The 16,187-nt window shown below is 62.6% G+C and carries 15 protein-coding genes and 1 pseudogene; 6 read left to right on the top strand and 10 right to left on the bottom strand.

What is annotated here, in order from left to right; genetic code table 11:
• Nucleotides 1–82: 82 nt before the first annotated feature.
• Nucleotides 83–559, bottom strand: a complete 477-nt coding sequence (locus Q8X48_RS28945) for an HvfA family oxazolone/thioamide-modified RiPP metallophore (RefSeq protein WP_407802633.1) — start codon at nucleotides 557–559, stop codon at nucleotides 83–85.
• Nucleotides 560–1,166: 607 nt separating this feature from the next.
• Here Q8X48_RS28945 and Q8X48_RS28940 point away from each other — a divergent pair.
• Nucleotides 1,167–1,520: a DUF6124 family protein gene (locus Q8X48_RS28940; RefSeq protein ID WP_407802632.1), complete on the top strand. Its 354-nt coding sequence runs from the start codon at nucleotides 1,167–1,169 to the stop codon at nucleotides 1,518–1,520.
• Nucleotides 1,521–1,624: 104 nt separating this feature from the next.
• On the opposite strand, the gene Q8X48_RS28935 is transcribed toward Q8X48_RS28940, so the two are convergent.
• On the bottom strand, nucleotides 1,625–2,641 hold the full coding sequence (locus tag Q8X48_RS28935) for a succinylglutamate desuccinylase/aspartoacylase domain-containing protein (protein ID WP_407802631.1): 1,017 nt from the start codon (nucleotides 2,639–2,641) through the stop codon (nucleotides 1,625–1,627).
• Nucleotides 2,642–2,811: 170 nt separating this feature from the next.
• On the opposite strand from Q8X48_RS28935, the pseudogene Q8X48_RS28930 reads away from it, so the two are divergent.
• Nucleotides 2,812–3,297, top strand: a pseudogene (locus Q8X48_RS28930) (TetR family transcriptional regulator C-terminal domain-containing protein); the annotation flags it as partial.
• Here the strand turns inward: Q8X48_RS28930 and Q8X48_RS28925 are convergent.
• The 6 genes from Q8X48_RS28925 to Q8X48_RS28900 all read right to left on the bottom strand — a co-directional run bounded on the left by Q8X48_RS28925 (nucleotide 3,253) and on the right by Q8X48_RS28900 (nucleotide 10,229).
• Nucleotides 3,253–4,257 (bottom strand): DMT family transporter, encoded by a 1,005-nt coding sequence (locus Q8X48_RS28925; protein ID WP_407802630.1) that lies wholly within the window; start codon nucleotides 4,255–4,257, stop codon nucleotides 3,253–3,255. The pseudogene Q8X48_RS28930 and the gene Q8X48_RS28925 sit on opposite strands and share 45 nt — an antisense overlap.
• Complete coding sequence (locus Q8X48_RS28920; RefSeq protein WP_015095644.1) at nucleotides 4,257–4,955, bottom strand: ABC transporter permease subunit; 699 nt, start codon at nucleotides 4,953–4,955, stop codon at nucleotides 4,257–4,259. The genes Q8X48_RS28925 and Q8X48_RS28920 overlap by 1 nt, the downstream gene beginning before the upstream one ends.
• Nucleotides 4,956–4,973: 18 nt before the next feature.
• The gene (locus Q8X48_RS28915) at nucleotides 4,974–5,687 is read right to left on the bottom strand and encodes an ABC transporter permease (RefSeq protein WP_008053091.1); all 714 of its coding nucleotides are present in this window, start codon (nucleotides 5,685–5,687) and stop codon (nucleotides 4,974–4,976) included.
• Nucleotides 5,688–5,857: 170 nt separating this feature from the next.
• Complete coding sequence (locus Q8X48_RS28910; protein ID WP_407802629.1) at nucleotides 5,858–6,640, bottom strand: transporter substrate-binding domain-containing protein; 783 nt, start codon at nucleotides 6,638–6,640, stop codon at nucleotides 5,858–5,860.
• 27 nt (nucleotides 6,641–6,667) lie between these two features.
• Entirely contained in the window at nucleotides 6,668–8,671 is a 2,004-nt protein-coding gene (locus tag Q8X48_RS28905) for an aminotransferase class I/II-fold pyridoxal phosphate-dependent enzyme (protein ID WP_407802628.1), read from the bottom strand.
• Nucleotides 8,672–8,828: 157 nt separating this feature from the next.
• Nucleotides 8,829–10,229: an MFS transporter gene (locus Q8X48_RS28900; protein ID WP_407802627.1), complete on the bottom strand. Its 1,401-nt coding sequence runs from the start codon at nucleotides 10,227–10,229 to the stop codon at nucleotides 8,829–8,831.
• A gap of 342 nt (nucleotides 10,230–10,571) precedes the next feature.
• Between Q8X48_RS28900 and Q8X48_RS28895 the strand changes: the two genes are divergently transcribed.
• Nucleotides 10,572–11,456: a LysR family transcriptional regulator gene (locus tag Q8X48_RS28895; RefSeq protein ID WP_407802626.1), complete on the top strand. Its 885-nt coding sequence runs from the start codon at nucleotides 10,572–10,574 to the stop codon at nucleotides 11,454–11,456.
• Between the two features lie 185 nt (nucleotides 11,457–11,641).
• A complete protein-coding gene (locus tag Q8X48_RS28890) occupies nucleotides 11,642–12,061 on the top strand; it encodes an organic hydroperoxide resistance protein (RefSeq protein WP_007977775.1) in 420 nt (139 codons plus the stop codon).
• A 181-nt stretch (nucleotides 12,062–12,242) separates the two neighbouring features.
• Here the strand turns inward: Q8X48_RS28890 and Q8X48_RS28885 are convergent, their stop codons facing one another.
• Nucleotides 12,243–12,695: a cupin domain-containing protein gene (locus Q8X48_RS28885; protein ID WP_407802625.1), complete on the bottom strand. Its 453-nt coding sequence runs from the start codon at nucleotides 12,693–12,695 to the stop codon at nucleotides 12,243–12,245.
• A gap of 163 nt (nucleotides 12,696–12,858) precedes the next feature.
• Nucleotides 12,859–13,353, bottom strand: coding sequence for a winged helix-turn-helix transcriptional regulator (locus Q8X48_RS28880; RefSeq protein WP_407802624.1), 495 nt, complete (start codon nucleotides 13,351–13,353; stop codon nucleotides 12,859–12,861).
• Nucleotides 13,354–13,452: 99 nt separating this feature from the next.
• Between Q8X48_RS28880 and Q8X48_RS28875 the strand changes: the two genes are divergently transcribed.
• Both Q8X48_RS28875 and Q8X48_RS28870 read left to right on the top strand, forming a co-directional pair.
• A complete protein-coding gene (locus Q8X48_RS28875) occupies nucleotides 13,453–14,085 on the top strand; it encodes an isochorismatase family cysteine hydrolase (protein WP_407802623.1) in 633 nt (210 codons plus the stop codon).
• Nucleotides 14,085–15,650, top strand: coding sequence for an aldehyde dehydrogenase (NADP(+)) (locus Q8X48_RS28870; protein WP_407802622.1), 1,566 nt, complete (start codon nucleotides 14,085–14,087; stop codon nucleotides 15,648–15,650). Before Q8X48_RS28875 ends, Q8X48_RS28870 begins: the two co-directional genes overlap by 1 nt.
• Nucleotides 15,651–16,187 lie beyond the last annotated feature (537 nt).

Here is a 16,187-nt window from a genome sequence, read left to right as displayed (position 1 = left end):
GCCTAACGATCAAACCACTACTACCCACACAAAAAAACCTTCCTGCGCCTCAACGCAGGAAGGTTTTTTTGTTAGCGGCTGATCACTCTTTAGCCTGGCTCAACTTGGTAAACAGCTCGGTCGGCACTTTCTTGCCATTGGAGGTGTACTGGTTGGTGCGGAACTTGTACACCTCACCCTCGGACAGGAAACCGTCGCCGTTGGTGTCCATCGCCTTGAATTCCTCTGTGCCCTTGGGCGCCACGGCCAGCAGTTCCTTGAGCGACACGCGGCCGTCGTGGTCGGCGTCGGTGCGGGCGAAGGACGCATCGCCGCACTTGCCTTCACCGCACTTGCCTTCGGCCTGGGTCTTTTGGGCGCTGGCTTCGCTGGCACCGCATTTGCCTTCGCCGCACTTGCCCTCGCCACACTTGCCTTCGCTGGTCTTCTCGGCGGAGGCCAGTTGATAGCCCTGCGGCAAGGCTTCGGCGGAAAACGCCGAGGACGCGAAGTTGATACCGCCGACCAGTGCAACAGCGATCAGGCCAATACGGGTTTTGTTCGACTGGATACGAGACATGTTGATACTCCGGATCAATGACGTGGCTGGACCACTATGGGTCGTACCACAAGGGTTGATGAACCTGGTGGCGAGCTGCGTTGTGCTTCTCGCTTTGACAGGTCTATTTGGCCCCAGTGGTGTATCCGGGCTGTATCCGTGATGAGTGGGTTTTGTAGGGTTGTAGTCGGATTTCGTGCGCTGATACACAGCGATACACGAAAGCCGGTATTCAGTGATCGGGGATGTTTTTTGCTTGCGCGGGGTGCGCTCGACATTGCCCAAAAGCGCTTGTTTAAAAAGGTTGTAGGGTATTTCCGGTGAGCTACAAGACCTTGCGTCGTTGCCTACGGGTACGCCAGAATCCGCCGGCTTGTGCGCCCTGCCCCTGGTCTCTATCGTTTCCGCGCCACTGCCCATCAGTGGTCGGGTTTAGCAGCCCGCGATAACTTGGCTGTGCGTGCATCTGTCATGCAGGTATTTCATTACCTGTACTTGATGGTGGCTGTACGTGGGGCGCCCTCGGGCGCGCCGGATTGCTGAGTTTCCCGGTCTGCTAACCTGCGTACAGCTGCCACCCCTCTTCGTTTAGCAGCAAGAGGATTGGCACCCATCAGGAACTCAGCCTATGTTCAAGGTCACCCCCAACCCGCCGGACACCGATCCGACATCCCCCTGCGAATCCGACTCAAACAAGCTCAACGAGGCCGCCGAATCCGCCTTCCACGTCCCCACCACCGCCGACATCAAAGCCGCACCGCGCACGCCTTGTTCCCTGTTTACCGTCGACCCCGAGGCCGATACCGAAACGCTGATGGTGTATCTGGTCGAGACGCTGGCCTCGGTCGATGTGATGGTGCATCAGTTGGTGGATCATCTGGAGGGTGGGTCGCGCAATGCCCTGCTGGGGATTTCCAATAGTGTGATGCTGGCGGAGATTACGGCGAATCGGGTGTTGGATCAGATTGATCCGCGTGAATAAACCCGGTCAATTGTGGGAGCTGGCTTGCCAGCGATGGCGGCGGCACATTCACCATCGCATCGCCGGCAAGCCGGCTCCCACAGGGGTTGTGTGGTTGATGTTGGCTAGTTCGGGTCGAGCAAGCCGCCGCTCCAGTGACGCGACAGCCGGCTGCCGGTGAATTTCGCTACGCCCATGCCCTGGGCGATCAGTCGGTCGCGATAGCGCGTGACCAGGCGCCCTGCTTGTTCGGCATGCAGGACCACTTCGGAAGTCGGGTCGCCCGGGGTTCTGAGGATCCGGGCAAAGCGTTGCCCTTCTTCGACGAAATCTCCCAGCTCTTTTTCGAAGATCAGTACGCCGGGTTGCGGGGCGATGAGGGTTTCCATGTGGCCCATTTCCACGGCTTCGACGGGCCAGTCTGCAGGCGCCACGGACTCGTCGATGACGCCGTAACCGCACAGCCAGTGGTACAGCCCTTCGGCATCGGACTCGGCGAAGCGGTCGTTGACATCGCCCTGCCCGCGCAGCTCCAGGGTCGCGGCCATGCGCCCTGCTGTGACGCCGTCGCGTATCCACGGGGCGATGATGGTTTCTTCGAAGGAACCATCGCCGCCGTCATCCCAGATGATCGCCACGTCCATCTTCATCGCCGCCGCCAGTTCGCGGCCGCGGGGCCAGAAACGGCGGTGTACGTAGAGGTACGGCAGGGCCTCGTCGTCGGTGTGCAGGTCGAGCACCACGTCGGCCGGGGCGGCCAGTTGCACCAGTTTTTTTTGCCATTGCTGGACGCAGGTCGAAGGTCGCGCCATGGCCGCCGACTGGTCGAACGCGCGATTGAAGTTGTGCCCGGTCGCGTCGTGGTAACGCCCGAGAATCCGGCCCTGGCGAAACTGGCCGATGCCCAGGGGATTGGCTTGTGGCACCACGGTGACCTGGCCCTTGAGCCGGCCCTGGGCTTCGGCGATCTGTAGTCGTTGCATCAGTACATGCAGGACCAGCATCCCGGCGATTTCATCGACATGCACCCCGGCCTGCAGGTGCACGTTCGGCCCGCTGCCGTCGCCGGCATAGCGCCAGGCACCGACCCGCACGGCATCGCCGTTGTTGTTGCTGACACTGAACGAAATATCCTGCGGCATTGGTTTTCCCTCCTGTCATGACCGTTGAAAACGCTGTATCGCGGCTGTCGAGGCTGGTGATTGAACAGGTGTTCAACTAAGCTCGACAGCGTGGAAGCTCATCCAGGGACAGCCTTGTGACAACCGACGCCCCGAAAAACCGTCGCGCCGAACCCGAAGACCGCCGCGAAATGCTGGTGGCGGCCACCCTGCGCTGCCTGGGCCGCGACGGTCACGCCGGGATCTCCGTGCGGCGCATCGCCACCGAAGCCGGGGTGTCCGTGGGTTTGCTCAACCATCACTTCGGCAGCATCGAGGCATTGATCGCCGACACCTACCAGCGGCTCGCGAGCGAGCTGACCACTGCCCTGCTCCAGGAAATCGAACAGGCCCAGACACCTGCGCAGAAGATCGATGCTTTCCTGGAAGGCTCGTTTTCGCCCAGGGTCATGGACCCGAAACTGCTCGGGGTGTGGGTGGTGTTCTGGAGCCTGATCCGTCACTCCGAACACGTCAGCCAGTCCCACGAAAAAAGCTACCGCGCCTACCTCGATCTGATCCGCCAGTTGCTCGACGGCCTGGCGGCCAGCGAAGGCTTCGTGATTCACGACACGCGCCTGGCCGCCATCGGCCTATCGGCGATGCTCGACGGTCTCTGGCTCGAGTGGTGCCTGAACCCCGAGACCTTCAGCGCCGCCAACGGACTGCATATCTGCCGTTGCTGGATAAAGGGGCTGCGTCACGGAGCATTCAGCACCGACGACGTCTTGTGAGGCGTGCCGGCCGAAGATCATCGCCAGGGTGCCGCTGACGGCGATCAACCCGGCGCCGATCATCAGTGAGGTGTCCATCAGCGTGCCCCAGACCAGGCTCGACAGGGCAAACGCCCAGATCAAGCCGGTGTATTCGAACGGCGCGAGCAAGGTCGCGGTGGCGCGGCGGAAACTGGCGAACAACAGGAACTGGCCGATGCCGCCCACCAGCCCGGCGCCGAGCATGCCCAGCCAGGCCGGTGTCGGCGAGGGTGTGTAGGTCCACGGCAGGGCCACCGCCATGCAAATCACAAACACCACGTTGGTGATCAGCATCTGTTCCAGCACGGAGGTCTGGTCATCCACCTGACGCAGCTGGATGTAGGTGAACGCCCAGCACATCGCCGCCAGCAGGGTCAGGACGATCGGCAACGGCTCGGTCATGTGGTCGGGGCGACAGGCAATGACCACCCCGACGAACCCGACGATCAGGCTGAACCACTGCCAGCCGCTGGCGCGCTCCTTGAGAATCACCGCCGCCAGCACCGTGACCATGATCGGCGCGGAAAAATACAGGGTGGTCATCTCGGCCAGGGTCAGGTCCCGGGCCGCCGTGTAGTACAGCACCCAGGCCACTATCGACAGCAAGCCGCGCACCACCAGCAGGCGCCGGCTCGGTGAGTGCCAGGCGCGCTGGATAACCCGCGAACGCCCCGCCAGCAGCACGGCCACGACCACCACGGCGGCGCGCCAGAACAGAATGGTGACCACCGAATAATCGGCCACCAGCCACTTGATGACCGCATCCTGCAACGACAGGAACGCGTAGCCCAGGGTGCACAGGCCAATGCCCTGCAGCGAGCGATCGACTTTCGAAGAACTCATCAGGCCGACCTGCGCACAGGCGTTCCGCGCCGCTCGGCGAAGGCAAACAGCGCTTCGATCAGGAAGGTCAGGCAGACGTAGACACCGGCCACCAGCAACAGGGGTTCGTACACTTGCAGGGTCTGCGCGCGGACCACGTTGGCGGCGCCGAGCAGGTCGATCACGGCGATGGTCGAGGCCAGTGCCGTGGACTTGAGCAGCATCACGGTCTCCCCCGCCAGGGTCGGCAACAGCAGGCGCAGGGCCCGGGGCAAGCGCACCCGCAGCAACGACTGGCGCGCGGTCATGCCAAAGGCCGACGCGGCCTCCATCTCACCCTTGGGCACCGCCAGCAGGCCACCGCGAATCACTTCGCCGACGTAGGCCCCCATCGACACCACCAGGGCGAACACGATGTACCAGTAGCCATCGCGCAGGTACGGCCAGAGGAAGCTGCCGCGAATCAGCGGGAACTGAGCAAACAGGCTACCCAGCCCGTAGTAGTAGATGTAGATCTGGATCAGCAACGGCGTGCCGCGTGTGACGCTGGTGTAGAACAGGCTGACCTTGGCGATCACCTTGTTTTTCGAGATCCGCGCCAGCGCCACCAGCACCGCCAGCAGGTAACCGAACACACTGGAGACCAACAGAATGATGAGGGTGGTTTGCAGCCCCCGGCCCAACAGCGCCCCGTATTCAACTATCCACGCTGGAATCATTTCATTCTCTCTGCCGGTTCAGTCAACAAGAGGCATCCAGCGACGAATGCGTCGCTCCAACCGTCCCGAAAGATAGTTCGACGCCAAGGTCACCGCGTAGTACAGCGCGGCAGCCGTGAGGTAGAACAACAGATAGTGGCGCGTCGAACCCGCGCCTTGCTTGGCGGTGTACAGCAGCTCGTTGGTGCCGACCACGCTAATCAGCGCGCTGTCCTTGATCAGGTTGATCCACAGGTTGGCCATCCCGGCCATGGCGTAAGGCGCCATGATCGGCAGCGTGACCCGGCGGAACAGACCGAAACCGTTGAGGCCGAACGCCTTGGCCGCTTCGATCTGGCCGAAGGGAATCGCCTGGATCGCCGCGCGGAAAATCTCCGAGGCGTAGGCACCCTGCACCAGCCCCAGCACGACAATGGCCGCCAGCGGGCCGCTGACGTTCACCACGCCGTAGCCGAGTTCGGTCATCAGCGAGTTGAGGAGCATGGAGCCGACGTAGTACAGCAACAGAATCAGCAGCAGCTCCGGAACCGCGCGGAACAAGGTGGTGTAGCCGCGCATCAGCGCTGCAATCGGCTTCGGCGCGCCGAGCTTGAGGCACGCCACCACCAGCCCGATGGCCAGCCCGAGCACAAAGGCCCCGGCGGAAATCTGCAGGGTCATCCAGAGCCCCTTCAACAGCGCACTGCCCCATCCCTGTTCGGTGAAATTGATCAGATCGAACATTGCCGGCATTTCAGTCTCCAGTATGCGGTCATGAACACACCGCCGGATCCTGTGGGAGCGAGCTTGCTCGCGATGAGGCCATGCCAGTCAATATCAATGCTGACTGAACCACCGCTATCGCGAGCAAGCTCGCTCCCACAGGGATCTGCTTTTCCTCAGGACTTGCGTTTCGCCAGTCGTCAGAACGCCGGCTTCACGCTGGTGCCGAAGTAGCTCTGGGACAGCTCGTCGTAGTCCTTGCTCGCCAGCAACTCCTGGATGGCCTTGTCGAGTTTGGCCTTGAGTTCGGTGTCGTCCTTGCGCAGGCCGGCGCCTACGCCTTTGCCGAAGATCGGGTCATAGGGCACGGTGCCGAGGTAGGCCAGGTCCTTGGCATCCGGGGTCTTGACGAACGAAGCCATGGCGGTGCCGTCGGCCATCATCAGGTCGATGCGCCCGGCAATCAGGTCGGCGTTGGCCGAGTCCTGGGTGTCGTAGTACTTAACCTCGGCGATTTTTTCGTAGTAGGTCTTCAGGTAGTTGGCGCTAACGGTCGAGTTCTGCACGCCGATGATCTTGCCCTTGAGGTCATCCGGGTACTTCTTCACTGACGTCTCTTTCGGGCCGACGACGGCAATCGCCGAATCGTAGTAGGCCTTGCTGAAGGCGATCTGTTTTTCCCGTTCTTCGGTCACCGACATCGAGGAAAAAATCACGTCGATCTTCTTCGCCAGCAGCGACGGAATGATGCCGTCCCACGCCACTTCCTTGATCTCGCAATCGGCTTTCATTTCGCTGCACAGCTTGTGGATCAGGTCGACTTCAAAGCCCTTCCACTCACCGTTGGCCTGCTTTTCGGTGTACGGCGGATAGGGTTCGGCTGCCACCGCGAAGCGGATGGGCTGTGCCTGAGCAGCGCTCATGCCGGCCAGCATTACGCAGGCTGCACCGGTCAACCAGTTTGCAAAACGTCGATTTCCCATGTTGTTTTCCCGTCTTTTTATGATGAGTTAGCGAGTCTGATGAGCGTTGACGAATTGCCGGCAACGCTCGCTGCGTGGGTGTACGAACACTTCGTCCGGCGAACCGGTTTCCTCGATCAGCCCTTGATGCAGGAAGGCGACTTTGGAAGAGACATCGCGTGCGAACGCCATTTCATGAGTCACCAGGATCATGGTCCGGCCTTCTTCGGCGAGAGAGCGGATCACCCGCAGCACTTCCCCGACCAGTTCTGGGTCGAGTGCCGAGGTGGGTTCATCGAACAGCATGACCTTGGGCCGCATGGCCAGGGCCCGGGCGATGGCCACCCGTTGTTGCTGTCCCCCGGAGAGAAACGCCGGGTACTCGTTGCGCTTGGCCGCAAGCCCGACGCGTTCGAGCAGGGCTTCGGCCCGTTCGGTGGCCTCCGCACGGCTTTCACGCAGGACCTGGGTCGGCGCTTCGATGAGGTTTTCCAGCACCGTGCGATGGGGCCAGAGGTTGAAGTTCTGGAACACCATGCCCAGGCTCGACCTGATGCGCACCAGCTGTTTGGCGTCCGACACCAGCGGTGCGCCGGGACGATTCTGGTTGAGGTGAATGCTTTCGCCATCGACCAGGATGCGGCCCTGGTCGGGCACTTCGAGCATGTTGATGCAGCGCAGCAAGGTACTTTTGCCCGAGCCGCTGGCACCGATCAGGGAGATCACTTCGCCTTCGCGGGCGGTCAGGGATACGCCCTTGAGCACTTCGATATTGCCGAAGCGTTTGTGCAGGCGATCGACCTCGATCATGGTCCTGGCCGCAGTCGGTTCGACGGTTGCGGTACTGGTCACGGTGCCGATCACCGGCCTCGGCGCTTCGCCGTTGAGCACCTGGACAAAGCCGCGAATGCGCTGGCAGGCCTGGGCCAGTCGCTCTTCACTGAGGGTGAACGAAAGCCGTACAAAACCTTGGGCCGGCTCACCGAATGCCGCGGCATCCAGTACCGAGACACCGGCTTCACGCAGCAGGCGCCAGGCGAATTCCAGCGAGGTCAGGCCGGTGCCGCGAACGTCCACCAACACGAACATGCCCGCGTCCGGGTTGAGCACGCTGATGCCCGGGCAATCGGCCAGGCCGGACACCACCAGATCGCGGCGCCGACGGTAGATCTCGCGCATGCCGTGGGTGACTTCTTCATGGGACTGCACGGCCTTGAGCGCCGCTTCCATGACGAAACCGGGCAAGCCGTACAGCATGCTGAGCACCAGGGTTTCGACATGGTTGACCAGGGCTTCGTTGGCCACGACCCAGCCGATGCGCCAACCGGTCATGGCATGGGATTTCGACAGGCTGCCGATCACCACGCAGCGCTCGGCCATGCCCGGCAACGCCGCCAGGCTGAGGTGTTCGCGCTCGTAGGCGAGGCTCTCGTAGACCTCGTCCACCACCACCCACAGGTCATGGGCGATGGCGAGATCGGCGATGGCTTGCAGCTCTTCGCGACCCAGCACCACGCCGGTGGGGTTGTTCGGGTTGGAGAAGAAAATCGCCCGGGTACGCGGGGTGATGGCCTTGGCCAACACGGCGGCATCAAGGCGAAACCCCGAATCCGCCGCACAGGGCACCCGCACCAGCGTGGCGCCGGACGCCTTGAGCGTGGCTTCGTAGGTGACGTACATCGGATCGAAGGCAATCACTTCGTCGCCGGCGCCGAGCAGGCACATCGAGGTGGCGAACAAGGCGTTCTGCGCACCGGCCGTGAGAATGATGTTCGACGCCTGCAATTCGCGGTCGATCAACCGGCTGTAGCGGCCGGCGATGGCTTCACGCAGCGCCTGGCGGCCGGCGATTTCGGTGTAGTGGGTATCCCCTTCGCGCAAGGCGTGGATGGCGGCATCGGTGATGAAATCAGGGGTGGGGAAATCCGGGTCGCCGACGCTGAGGATGATCACGTCCTCGCCGTTGCGCTGTGCCGCGTTGGCCGCGTAGTGAATATCCCAGGCGGCAACGCCTTGGCCACTGATCCGCTCTACAAAGGGTGAAAACCGCATGCCAGTGCCTCGTTCGAATTGAAGAAACGCAAGCCCGCAACCAGCCGGGGGAAGGTGGCCCTCAACATAGTCCAGACTGAACACTCGTTCAACAGAAAACTCGCAAGGCTTCGCGTTCAGCGCAAACAGGTCGTTTTCACGACAGTCGCGCCGTTTTTCAACACGACGCGATCAGGCGACGTGAAAGGATTTTGCTGACCGCGCCAATCGCCAGGGCGATGCAGATCAGCCCCGCCGCAACCGCAAACGTCAAGCGCATCCCCTGGGCGATGGCCTCGGGTGGCGCCTGCAAAACATCGTGGCTGGCGGTGCCGAAGGCGAACACGGCGCCCATGACGCCAGCGCCGGTGATCAAGCCGAGATTGCGCGACAGCCCGAGCAGACCGGAGACCACGCCGCGCTCTTGCGGCGTGATGTCCGCCAGCACGGCGGTATTGTTGGCCGCCTGGAACAGCGCATAACCGGCGGTCATGAGCGTCAGGGGCACGATGTAGCCGGGCGCACCTAAGTTCGTCGGCACGGCGGGCAGGAGGCAAGCGCCGGTCAGCATGGCCAGCAATCCGAGCGTGCCGGATCGATGTGCGCCCAATCTGTCGACCCATCGACCCGCCGGGACCCCGACCAGTGCGGCGACCAGCGGCCCCGTCGACATCACCAGGCCAACGCCCGCTGCGTTCAGCGCCAGTGCGCCGGTGAGATAAAACGGCCCCACCACCAGGGTGGCCATGACCACGGTGGTCACCAGCAGGCTCATGGCGAAACCTGCGCTCAGCTGCCAATTGCGGAACATCGTCAGTCGAACCAGCGGCGAGTCGGCGGTGCGCTCGACGAACACAAACACCCCCGCCCCCACCACGGCCACCAGCAGCAGTGCCAGGTTCAGCGGTGCAAAACTGCCACGCCCGAGAGTCATCGCCAGCGCATAGGCCAGCAGCGTCAGGACCAGTACCAGGGTACCGAGGACATCGAAACCCGCTCGATCCGCCCTTTTCTCAGGGCCATCTTTCGGTAGAAAACGAAGCGCGAGGCCCATCGCCAAAACGCCCAAGGGCACATTGAGCAGAAAAATCGCCTGCCACCCTAAATTGGCAATCAAGAAACCACCGAGGGTCGGGCCGAGCGAGGTGCCGATCGCCGACATCGTGCCGAGCAGGCCCATCGCACTGCCCAGCTTTGCCTTGGGCACCGCCCCGCTCACCAGGGCCAGGGTCAACGCCATCATGATGGCCGCGCCGATGCCCTGCAGGGCCCGGGCGGCAATCAGCCACCCGAGAGCGGATGAGACGGCGCACAGGACTGAAGCGGCGGTAAACACACCCATCCCGATCAACAACAAACGCCGACGACCAATGATGTCGCCAAGTCTTCCGACGCTGACGATCAGCGCCGTGATCGCCAGCAGGTAAGCGAGCACCACCCATTGCACTTGCTGGAAAGAGGCCGAGAACGCGGCGGCCAGTGTCGGTAAACCTACGTTGGCAATGCTCGTGCCCAGGGATGACAGCAGCATGGACAGCGACAGGCAGGCCAGCGCGCCCCGAATCGATATGGACTTCATTTTCTCGCGACTCCGCAAATTGGTTGTCCTGAGCCTAAGCCCGGCCATAACATGGCGGAAGACGCAGCGTTTACACTGAATACATGCACCAGACGCCACTTGCCCACAAACCAGTGTGGGAGCGGGCCTGTGGTGAGGGGGGGCTTGTGGTGAGGGACCTGTGGCGAGGGGGCTTGCCCCCGTTGGGTTGCGAAGCAGCCCCAAAATCTCTGATGCACCAAAGATCTTTGTGAGTGCTACGCACTCAAACGGGGGCAAGCCCCCTCGCCACAGGTCACTCACTACAGGCCCCTCACCACAAGCCCCTCTCACCACAGGCCTGCTCCCACAGGAGTTGATTCCATGCCAGACCTCAATCTGCTGATCACCCTGAATGTGTTGCTCGAAGAAGGCAGCGTGGCCCGCGCCGCGCAGCGTTTGCGCCTGAGCCCGTCGGCCATGAGCCGGGCGCTGGCGCGGCTGCGCGAAACCACGGGCGATCCGTTGCTGGTGCGGGCCGGACGCGGACTGGTTCCCACGCCCCGGGCGCTGGAGTTGCGTGAGCGCGTCGGCGTGCTCGTACAGGACGCCGAAGCCGTCCTGCGCCCCGCCGACGCACTTGACCTCGACCAACTGGCACGCACCTTCACCCTGCGCACCAGCGACGGCTTCGTGGAAAATTTCGGCGCGCCACTGATCGCCCGTATCAGCCGCGAGGCGCCCGGTGTCCGCCTGAATTTCGTGCAGAAGCTGAACAAGGACAGCACCCTGCTGCGCGACGGTTCGGTGGATCTGGAAACCGGCGTGATCGGCGAATCCACCAGCCCGGAAGTGCGGACCCGGATGCTGTTTCGCGACCGCTTCATTGGCGTGGTGCGCGAGGGCCATCCACTGGCGCACGGTGAAGTCACACCGGTGCGATATGCCGAGGCCCGGCACATCCTGGTTTCACGCCGGGGCCACGAAAAAGGCGTGATGGACGACGCCTTGAATGAGTTGGGGCTGAAGCGGGAGATCATCACCATTGTCGCCGGCTTTTCGTCCGCGATTGCATTGGCGCGGGCTTCAGACCTGGTCGCCAGCGTACCGCAGCGGCACGTCGGCAACCTGTGCCAGGGCATGCATTGCTTTGCGTTGCCCTTCCCCACGCCGCCGATCACGGTGTCGATGCTGTGGCACCCGCGCATGGACGCCGACCCGGCCCATCGCTGGCTGCGCGGTTGCGTGTGGGAGGTTTGCAGTCAATAAACTCCGGCGCCGCGCGCATTCAAGCGGTTTGTATCGAACTGTATGTCCCCCCGACCACCTTACACAGCGATACACATCCGCCAGGTTCAGGACATATGGGCAGTACATGGAAATGAAACAGTGGGGCGCATCGCAAAGCGCAGGCTTTCCGAGCATTCCAGCGACCCACTGACAGGAAAAACACCATGATCAATGCAATCGATACCGTGCTGTACACTGGCAAGACCCACACCACCGGCGGCCGCGACGGTCAGGCGCGCAGCACCGATGGACGCCTGGACATCAAGCTTTCGCCTCCCGGCGGTTCGGGCGCCGGCACCAATCCTGAGCAACTGCTGGCGGCCGGTTGGTCGGCCTGTTTCATCGGGGCGATGGGCAAGGCGTGCGTCGCGCTGAAGGTGGCATTGCCGAGCGATGTTGCGGTGGATGCCGAAATCGATCTGGGCAAGTCCGAAAACGCTTTCTTCCTTCAAGCCCGCCTGAATGTCAGCCTGCCGGGCCTGGACCCGGCCATCGCACGCAGCGTGGTGGAACTGGCGCATCAGACTTGCCCGTACTCCAAAGCGACTCGCGGCAATATTGACGTCGAAATCAATCTGGTTTGACCGACGCGGAAAAGCCTGGCCTGACGTCTCAATACCGGTCAGGCCAGGCTTTCTGAACACCGCAATCGTTGTTGTTGTGGGAGCGAGCTTGCTCGCGATGGTCGTTAACGATAACGCGTGTTTACTGGTTAAACGTAGCGCTCTCGAGACCATCGCGAGCAAGCTCGCTCCCACAGTTCATCTACTCCTTGAGGATCAGCAGCGGCTGGCCTTTCTTGACGATATAGGTTGCCAGTTCCGAGGCCTTGTCCTGGCCCACGTTCTTCGCCACATGCGCGACGCCTTCGGGGATGTACAACGAATCACCGGCCTTGAGCGTCACCGGTGCCCGCCCTTCCAGCTGATACTCGAAGGTACCGCTGATCACGTGCGCCACTTCCACGCCAGGGTGAGCGTGTTTGGGTGATGTCACGCCCGGGTCGAAGTCCACGAGCACCTGAGTGACTTCGCGATCGGCGGCGCCGAGGTCTTCGCGTACCAGATCGGTGCGATGCAGGCCCTGCTGCCAGCTTTTCATCGCCGGAGCCGGCTGTGTTTCCTGGGCTTGAGAGAGACTCGCGAAGGCAGCGAGCCCTGCAGCGGTCAGAACCAGACCCAGCTTGCCGATGGTATGACGGGGGTTGATGCGCAACATTGCCTTTCCTCCAGTTGAACCCTGGCCAGCCGCGCCGAAAATGACACGGTGCCGGTGGTTGCATTAGAAGGCCGCCGTGTATCGCCCGAGTGTCTGGAAACCCCGGTTTTGTATGCCCGGGTAACGGCGGACGTTGCCGATACCTGCGGATACAAACCCGCCGCTAGGCCTTGAACGCTTCGCGCCGGGCGCTGCGTTCGGCGACATAGGCGGCACTCGGTTCACTGATCAGGTCGGCGCGGCGCAGGGGCTGCCCGCAATGGGCGCACAGCGGACCGAGGCCGGCGGGCTCGCCGCAACTGCGGTGGGTATAGACCACCGCCAAACCTTCTCCGGGTGATTTGCACCAGGTTTCGCCCCAGGCCCGCAGCGCCAGCACCACCGAATGGAACGCATCGCCCTTTTCCGTGAGGTGGTATTCGTAGCGTTTGGGCCGTTCGCTGTAGGCACGTCGCTCCAGGAGCCCGTCGGCCTCCATGCTCTTCAAGCGCGCCGCGACCATTTGCGGCGTACCGCCGGTCTGCGCCTGGATTTCATCGAAGCGATGACTGCCCATGAACAACTCACGCAGCACCAGCACCGTCCAGCGGTCACCCACGACGGCTTCGGCCCGGGAAATCGGGCACAGGGTTTCAGAAACGGTTGCTTTCACCGACATGCGGTATTGCCTCTTGCCTAGCTACTATGATTATCATATCTACGTGAATTGCTGGCAACTACACTTCATCTTCCACGGATTATCTTGCGGAGCACCGCCATGTCCAACGCCACCTACCCTCTTGATCGGACGGCCTACCTGCTGGTCGACCCCTACAACGATTTTCTGTCGGAAGGTGGAAAGATCTACCCCTTGATCGAGCCCATTGCCACGCGAGTCGGCCTGCTCGACAACCTGCGCACGCTCGATCGCACCGTTCGCGGGCTCAACATTCCGGTGGTCATCGTACCGCACCACCGCTGGGAAAAAGGCGACTACGAAAACTGGGATCACCCAAGCCCCACCCAGTGCAAGATCATGCACATGCACCACTTCGCCCGCGGGGAATGGGGCGGCGAATGGCACCCCGACTTCGCGCCGCAGGACGGCGACATCATCGTTCAGGAACATTGGGGTTCCAGCGGCTTTGCCAATACCGACCTTGATTTTCGCCTCAAGCAAAAGGGTATCACCCACGTGATCATCGTCGGCCTGCTGGCCAATACCTGCATCGAGGCAACCGCCCGTTACGCTCAGGAACTCGGCTATCACGTCACCCTGGTGCGCGACGCGACCGCAGCCTTCATACCGGAGATGATGCATTCGGCCCATGAGCTGAACGGCCCGACCTTCGCTCACGCCATCCTGACCACCGATGAACTGGTTGCCGCACTGGCACAGGCAGGTGCGTGATGCAGTTGACCGGCAACCTGCTGATCGGCACCCGTGATGTCGGCGCCAGCGAAGGCACCCTGAAGGCGCTCAATCCCGCGACCAACCAGCCGATTGAACCGGCGTTCGCGCTGGGTAGCGTGGCCGATGTCGACCGGGCGGCGACCCTGGCCGATGAAGCGTTCGATGTGTACAGCCATACCTCGCTCGCCGTGCGGGCGGCGTTTCTCGAACGCATCGCAGACAACCTCGACCGCGTTCGCACGGTGCTGGCGGCACGGGCCGCCCTGGAAACCGGCGTGCCCGAGGCGCAACTGGAAGGCGAGGCAATCAAGGCCGCCACCCAGTTCCGTCAGTTCGCCGATGTGGTGCGCAAGGGGCGTTTCCTGCAACTGGCCATCGACCCGGCGCAACCCGAGCGTCAGCCACGCCCGCGCATGGATCATCGCCTGCAAAAAATCGCCATCGGCCCGGTGGCGATTTTCGGTGCGAGCAACTTCCCCATCGCCTATTCGGTGGCCGGTGGCGATACCGCATCGGCGCTGGCGGCGGGCTCGACCGTCATTCTCAAGGCGCATAACGCGCATCCCGGCGCCTCGGAAATCCAGGCCCGGGCGATCCGCCAGGCGGTGCAAGACTGCGGATTGCCCGAAGGTGTGTTCTCCATGGTGCGTGGCAGCGGCAATGCCATCGGCGAAGCGCTGGTCGATCATCCGCTGATCAAGGCCGTGACCTTCACCGGTTCCGAACAGGGTGGCATGGCGCTGTATCGGCGTGCGCAATTGCGCCCCGAGCCGATTCCGGTCTTCGCCGAGATGACCAGCGTCAACCCGACCTTCATCCTGCCCCGGGCACTCGCCGAACGCGGCGCGGCGATTGGCGATGGCTTTGTCGAGCGCATGCTGGTCAACGTCGGGCAAGCCTGCCTCAAGCCGGCGATCCTGCTGGCCGTCGAAGGCGCAGGGTTTGCAGCACTGCGCCACGCAATGAGCCAACGCGTGAGCGCAGCACCGGCGCGCACGATGCTGACACCGGGCATCCATGCAGCCTATCTGAACGGGCTTCGCACCCTGGAAAACGCCGGCGCCCGCCTCGTCGCCGTGGGCTCCACATCCACCGCTGAAGTCGATGGCCGTTCGGCGCTGTTCGAAGTCGATGGCGAACATTTTCTCGCCGAGCCGGCGCTTTCCCAGGAGGTATTCGGCCCGTCCGCGCTGCTGGTGAAGGTCCGGGATGAAGCAGAGCTGTTACGCGTAGCGCGCTCATTCAAGGGGCAACTCAGCGCGACCCTGCACCTTGAACAGGACGACCTGCCACTGGCCCGTCGCCTGCTGCCAACCCTGGAACGACGCACCGGGCGCATCGTGGTCAACGCCTTCGCCCATCCGCAGGAAGTGTGTTTTGCCACCGTGCATGGCGGGCCGTTTCCGGCCACCTCGGACAGTCGCTTTACCTCGGTGGGCATGACCGCCATCGAGCGCTTCCTGCGCCCGCTGGCTTACCAGGGGTTTCCGGATGCCTTGCTGCCGGAGGCATTGCGCGAGGGCAATCCCTTGGGGCTGCCGCGTCTTGTGGACGGTCATTGAACGAAAATGCATCTCCGGCCACCGCTGACTGCAGGATCGAGACGGCTCCCACATTGGTGTTGTTGGGCCAAACACAGTTCTTTTGCCCACTGAAAATCCCTGTGGGAGCTTGCCCGCGAAGGCGTCGGCACAGCCAACATCATCGGTGGCTGAACTACCGCTTTCGCGGGCAAGCCCGCTCCCACAGTAGATTCGGTAGTCCACAAATACTGCGTACACCCACTAACCCTGTAGGAGCGAGCTCGCTCGCGAAGAGGCCGGCACAGCCAACATCATCGGTGGCTAAACTACCGCTTTCGCGGGCAAGCCCGCTCCCACAGTAGATTCGGTAGTCCCCAAATACTGCGTACACCCACTAACCCTGTGGGAGCGAGCTCGCTCGCGAAGAGGCCGGCACAGCCAACATCATTGGTGGCTGAACTACCGCTTTCGCGGGCAAGCCCGCTCCCACAGTAGATTCGGTAGTCCACAAATACTGCGTACACCCACTAACCCTGTAGGAGCGAGCTCGCTCGCGAAGAGGCCGGCACAGCCAAC

It is taken from the genome of Pseudomonas sp. QLc11A (assembly GCF_052112305.1).
GTDB classification, from domain to species: domain Bacteria; phylum Pseudomonadota; class Gammaproteobacteria; order Pseudomonadales; family Pseudomonadaceae; genus Aquipseudomonas; species Aquipseudomonas laurylsulfatiphila.
This window is presented reverse-complemented; position numbering and strand designations above follow the sequence as displayed.

What these genes read in the sequence shown, in the direction of transcription:
- Q8X48_RS28945 (WP_407802633.1), bottom strand. Translation starts at nt 559, where the DNA reads ATGTCTCGTATCCAGTCGAACAAAACCCGTATTGGCCTGATCGCTGTT.
- Q8X48_RS28940 (WP_407802632.1), top strand. Translation starts at nt 1,167, where the DNA reads ATGTTCAAGGTCACCCCCAACCCGCCGGACACCGATCCGACATCCCCC.
- Q8X48_RS28935 (WP_407802631.1), bottom strand. Translation starts at nt 2,641, where the DNA reads ATGCCGCAGGATATTTCGTTCAGTGTCAGCAACAACAACGGCGATGCC.
- Q8X48_RS28925 (WP_407802630.1), bottom strand. Translation starts at nt 4,257, where the DNA reads ATGAGTTCTTCGAAAGTCGATCGCTCGCTGCAGGGCATTGGCCTGTGC.
- Q8X48_RS28920 (WP_015095644.1), bottom strand. Translation starts at nt 4,955, where the DNA reads ATGATTCCAGCGTGGATAGTTGAATACGGGGCGCTGTTGGGCCGGGGG.
- Q8X48_RS28915 (WP_008053091.1), bottom strand. Translation starts at nt 5,687, where the DNA reads ATGCCGGCAATGTTCGATCTGATCAATTTCACCGAACAGGGATGGGGC.
- Q8X48_RS28910 (WP_407802629.1), bottom strand. Translation starts at nt 6,640, where the DNA reads ATGGGAAATCGACGTTTTGCAAACTGGTTGACCGGTGCAGCCTGCGTA.
- Q8X48_RS28905 (WP_407802628.1), bottom strand. Translation starts at nt 8,671, where the DNA reads ATGCGGTTTTCACCCTTTGTAGAGCGGATCAGTGGCCAAGGCGTTGCC.
- Q8X48_RS28900 (WP_407802627.1), bottom strand. Translation starts at nt 10,229, where the DNA reads ATGAAGTCCATATCGATTCGGGGCGCGCTGGCCTGCCTGTCGCTGTCC.
- Q8X48_RS28895 (WP_407802626.1), top strand. Translation starts at nt 10,572, where the DNA reads ATGCCAGACCTCAATCTGCTGATCACCCTGAATGTGTTGCTCGAAGAA.
- Q8X48_RS28890 (WP_007977775.1), top strand. Translation starts at nt 11,642, where the DNA reads ATGATCAATGCAATCGATACCGTGCTGTACACTGGCAAGACCCACACC.
- Q8X48_RS28885 (WP_407802625.1), bottom strand. Translation starts at nt 12,695, where the DNA reads ATGTTGCGCATCAACCCCCGTCATACCATCGGCAAGCTGGGTCTGGTT.
- Q8X48_RS28880 (WP_407802624.1), bottom strand. Translation starts at nt 13,353, where the DNA reads ATGTCGGTGAAAGCAACCGTTTCTGAAACCCTGTGCCCGATTTCCCGG.
- Q8X48_RS28875 (WP_407802623.1), top strand. Translation starts at nt 13,453, where the DNA reads ATGTCCAACGCCACCTACCCTCTTGATCGGACGGCCTACCTGCTGGTC.
- Q8X48_RS28870 (WP_407802622.1), top strand. Translation starts at nt 14,085, where the DNA reads ATGCAGTTGACCGGCAACCTGCTGATCGGCACCCGTGATGTCGGCGCC.